This is a genomic window from Candidatus Nitrosotalea sp. FS (assembly GCF_011319475.1).
Classification (GTDB): domain Archaea; phylum Thermoproteota; class Nitrososphaeria; order Nitrososphaerales; family Nitrosopumilaceae; genus Nitrosotalea.
In genome coordinates, this window is record NZ_RCMC01000236.1 from 1 (window position 1) to 1363 (window position 1363).

General features: G+C 40.3%; 3 pseudogenes. All 3 read right to left on the minus strand.

Features of this window, described 5'->3' with window-relative positions:
* Positions 1 to 146, minus strand: a pseudogene (locus tag DYY66_RS14820) (threonine synthase); the annotation flags it as partial.
* Position 147: 1 nt separating this feature from the next.
* A pseudogene (locus DYY66_RS14825) lies at positions 148 to 485 on the minus strand (pyridoxal-phosphate dependent enzyme); the annotation flags it as partial.
* A gap of 1 nt (position 486) precedes the next feature.
* Positions 487 to 1120, minus strand: a pseudogene (locus DYY66_RS08805) (pyridoxal-phosphate dependent enzyme); the annotation flags it as partial.
* Positions 1121 to 1363 lie beyond the last annotated feature (243 nt).

The window sequence follows — 1363 nt, forward strand, 5'->3', positions numbered from 1 at the left end:
TGAATTTACAACTGCAAGACGTGGAATTTTCTTAATCCACCCCCACTCGTACAACTCCATGAGTGCCTTACCACAACTTGATGTATTTCCAAGCGCACCACCGGGGTAAACTATCCAATCCGGAGGATTCCAGTCCAAAAATTCCANGTTGGCACCTTCCGAATTGACAACTGCAAGACGTGGAATTTTTTTTATCCAGCCCCACTGGTACAACTCCATGAGTGCCTTGCCACAACTTGATGTGTTTCCAAGTGCACCACCAGGATAAACTATCCAATCCGGAGGATTCCAGTCCAAAAATTCTAACGCCCTAAAGACAATTGTTTTTTGTCCCTCGATTCTAAAGGGGTTGACAGAGTTTACTGTATAACCACCTGCTTGTCCTGCTTGTTTTAACGAAGCAGTCAATGCATCATCAAAATTTCCTTTGATTTCTACAACCTGCGCTCCGAACTGAAATGCCTGGCTGAGTTTTCCAGGTGCAANGGGAAGCAGTCAGTGCATCATCAAAATTTCCTTTTATTTCTACCACTTGTGCTCCAAACTGAAATGCCTGGCTGAGTTTTCCAGGTGCAACCTCTCCTGCAGGTATGTATACATCACACTCCATGTTTTCATTTGCAGCATACATTGCAGCAGATGCAGATGTATTTCCAGTTGATGCGCAGATTATTTTTTTAATTTTAACAAGTTTTGCATGTGTTACAGCTGTTGTCATGCCGTTGTCTTTGAAGGAACCGCTTGGGTTGTATCCTTCAGGTTGCAACCATAGGTTTTGCAATCCCACATATTGTGAGACTCGAGACATGTGATATGGTTTAGAGAGTCTACCCTCTGCGCCATCTAATGAAACCAAATATTTTGAACATTGATCAAGGTTTTCAGTATCTATTTGACAAAAGTTTAACAGTTCACGGAAACGCCATACTCCACTTTCATTGAAGATGTTGTTAGAGTGGTTTCTGCGTTTGTAAAATACTTCTTTTAATGAAGGCGACGGAACGGAATTATATTTTACGTCAAGCAAGTGACCCTTTTCACATTCAATTCTAGTATCGGTTACAGGATACTGTAGTCCGCATGCTGGATCTATACATTTTAGATATGCCTGTGACTGCATTATGCAAAATTTAGTTGGTTCGTATTTAAATCTAAAGAATTTAGATTGCATACAAAAACATCAGTACCGACGAAAAAACTAGATCATTTTTTTGGGCCTGAGCGCATGTGAAAGTTGATGCAACANTATACAAAAACATCTGGTACCGACGAAAAAATTAGATTATTTTTTTGGGCCTGAGCGCATGTGAAAGTTGATGCAACATTTGCATTCTTTTGAGATGCATTCTGTTTCAGATACATG